Source organism: Ferrovum sp. (assembly GCF_027317285.1).
Lineage (GTDB): Bacteria > Pseudomonadota > Gammaproteobacteria > Burkholderiales > Ferrovaceae > Ferrovum.
Map to the genome: position 1 here is coordinate 1 of NZ_DAHVHV010000100.1, position 3126 is coordinate 3126.

At 56.1% G+C, this 3126-nt stretch carries 1 protein-coding gene and 1 CRISPR repeat array; the gene reads left to right on the forward strand.

Annotated features, from left to right (window positions below; translation table 11 throughout):
• Window positions 1-252: type I-E CRISPR-associated endoribonuclease Cas2e (cas2e, locus tag M6F29_RS11560; RefSeq protein WP_298160028.1), on the forward strand; the 252-nt coding region annotated here is incomplete at its 5' end.
• Window positions 253-318: 66 nt separating this feature from the next.
• Window positions 319-2909: direct repeats of the CRISPR family, unit length 29 nt; unit sequence GTTTCCCCCGTACCTGCGGGGATAGACCC.
• Window positions 2910-3126 lie beyond the last annotated feature (217 nt).

Below are 3126 nucleotides of genomic sequence, written 5' to 3' on the forward strand. Positions count from 1 at the left end.
CGGGGATTTCTGGCATCAACTATGCTGGAAGTGGCCCCGGCGGTGTACATCTCCCCACGCATGAATGCTGGTGTGCGTTTGCGAATTTGGGAAGTGCTATCTGATTGGCACGGAGCCGAACCACGCGGCAGCATCGTAATGGTTTGGCGAGATATGAATGTAACGGGCAGTGTTGGCATCGAAAACCTGGGTTCGCCCCCACGTGAGTTAGTGGAGATGGATGGGATGTGGCTGACTAAGCGGATGTTGTAAAATGCTCTTTAAAAAACGGATGTATTTTGCATTTTTCTTTTGTAGATTATGGTGTTATCTACGAGAGTTTCCCCCGTACCTGCGGGGATAGACCCCCCGGCGAAACGGGCTCGGGAGGAGCGTTCGAGTTTCCCCCGTACCTGCGGGGATAGACCTTTTTCGGGGTAAACCCTTTGCTGCCCCTTTATGTTTCCCCCGTACCTGCGGGGATAGACCCTGACGTTCAGGGGCGCACGATTGAGATGCGTGGTTTCCCCCGTACCTGCGGGGATAGACCCGGGCGATTGTGTCCGGGAGAACGGGCAATGGGGTTTCCCCCGTACCTGCGGGGATAGACCCATGGCACTCAATTTCCAAAATGCCTCCCAAAAGTTTCCCCCGTACCTGCGGGGATAGACCCAACAGCGCTGCCATCAACGCCAATGCTCTCAAGTTTCCCCCGTACCTGCGGGGATAGACCCTATCCCTATTTTGCCGTGCCGTGATGATCGAGGTTTCCCCCGTACCTGCGGGGATAGACCCTGATGGAAACCGTCAAAACGGAATTTGAATCAGTTTCCCCCGTACCTGCGGGGATAGACCCCGGTGATGCGTTCATGCATATTCCGGATATCGGTTTCCCCCGTACCTGCGGGGATAGACCCCGGCTCGGGAGGAGCGTTCGAATTTGCTGCCCGTTTCCCCCGTACCTGCGGGGATAGACCTTTTTTCTTCATGATATTTTTCCTCAGCATTATGTTTCCCCCGTACCTGCGGGGATAGACCCGGGACGGATTTGTCCCTCATCACGATGCTGGTGTTTCCCCCGTACCTGCGGGGATAGACCCAGAGCGGTTCCTACTGCATCCCCGTTGATGAAGTTTCCCCCGTACCTGCGGGGATAGACCCGGATCCGGTAAGCCGCCATGCGCTACGGTGCCGTTTCCCCCGTACCTGCGGGGATAGACCTTATGCTGGATAGTGGATATGTAGGCGTTGGCGGTTTCCCCCGTACCTGCGGGGATAGACCTATATGGGCGGGTCCAGTAGCACATCCAGCACCGTTTCCCCCGTACCTGCGGGGATAGACCCTGGGGTCACTGTAGACGCCTATCAGCACTACAGTTTCCCCCGTACCTGCGGGGATAGACCCGGAGCGGATTTGTCCCTCATCACGATGCTGGTGTTTCCCCCGTACCTGCGGGGATAGACCCGTGCAGGCAAAATTTGACGTGATTACGGCCAAGTTTCCCCCGTACCTGCGGGGATAGACCCCAAAGAGGAGAAAATAGTGATAGTCAATTCACGTTTCCCCCGTACCTGCGGGGATAGACCCCTATGATATTAACTCTTCTTACCCATCGGTAAGTTTCCCCCGTACCTGCGGGGATAGACCCTGCGAGCGCGTCCGTGTTATCCGCGCGAGACAGTTTCCCCCGTACCTGCGGGGATAGACCCTTACAAATGTCAGGCGGGGTTGCTCTCTTGCCGTTTCCCCCGTACCTGCGGGGATAGACCCTGATCGCGATGATCTCCACGAAGGGAGTTTTGGTTTCCCCCGTACCTGCGGGGATAGACCCTGTTCCCCCACAATCATCGGCTATTTATCAACGTTTCCCCCGTACCTGCGGGGATAGACCCATGGGAGCGAATCCGGGCTTGCCAGCCTATCAGTTTCCCCCGTACCTGCGGGGATAGACCCTGGTGAAAAGTGCGTCAGACTTGCCTGTCGGGGTTTCCCCCGTACCTGCGGGGATAGACCGAAACAGGGGGCCCAGAATGGGCAGTTCGCCCAGTTTCCCCCGTACCTGCGGGGATAGACCCACTGCCAACGGATTTGAGGCTCTCTATTCAAAGTTTCCCCCGTACCTGCGGGGATAGACCCTGACCGGGAAGAAAAAGACCGGGCGCTTGCGAGTTTCCCCCGTACCTGCGGGGATAGACCCTTATTGGAAATATTCTCGCCAATACCATTAATGTTTCCCCCGTACCTGCGGGGATAGACCCTCTGCAAGACTGATTATCCCTATCCGGATATCGTTTCCCCCGTACCTGCGGGGATAGACCCTTAAAGAGGTAATATCATGAAATTGCTGAACAGTTTCCCCCGTACCTGCGGGGATAGACCCCCCGCTTTTGGCGGGGAAGATTGGCGATTTTGGTTTCCCCCGTACCTGCGGGGATAGACCCTCGGGCGCGAACCTGGATCAGATGATGGAGAAGTTTCCCCCGTACCTGCGGGGATAGACCCTTGGCCCTAAATCAACAATCTCAAGGCATCCTGTTTCCCCCGTACCTGCGGGGATAGACCCTCGTCTTACCCATCGGTAATGCGGGATTTAGGGTTTCCCCCGTACCTGCGGGGATAGACCCCCGGGCGAAACAGGTTCGGGCGGGGCCTTTGAGTTTCCCCCGTACCTGCGGGGATAGACCCTTGAAATCTTCGATCGGCTTCTGAATCAGGATGTTTCCCCCGTACCTGCGGGGATAGACCCCGACTAGTCCTCCGACAGCCCACGGCCAATATGTTTCCCCCGTACCTGCGGGGATAGACCATAAGACGCCCTCTTAATAGCAGGCTTAATTTTGTTTCCCCCGTACCTGCGGGGATAGACCCTCAGGGCCGCCCCCCCGCTGGTCAACAATCTGGTTTCCCCCGTACCTGCGGGGATAGACCCAGTTGTTGCGTCTGGTCGGTCTGCGCGTAGCCGTTTCCCCCGTACCTGCGTGAGTGTGGTCAGTTAATTTGATGGGCTGATGTTCACGATTGGTGATGGTTTCTGCGGTAAGGATTCCGGGTAAAACGGCGTCAGTTATAACTGAATCCGTGTTCCAAACCCTTAAAAACATATACAACCGTTTGAATTGATGAGATAATTAGTCATATTCATTCTT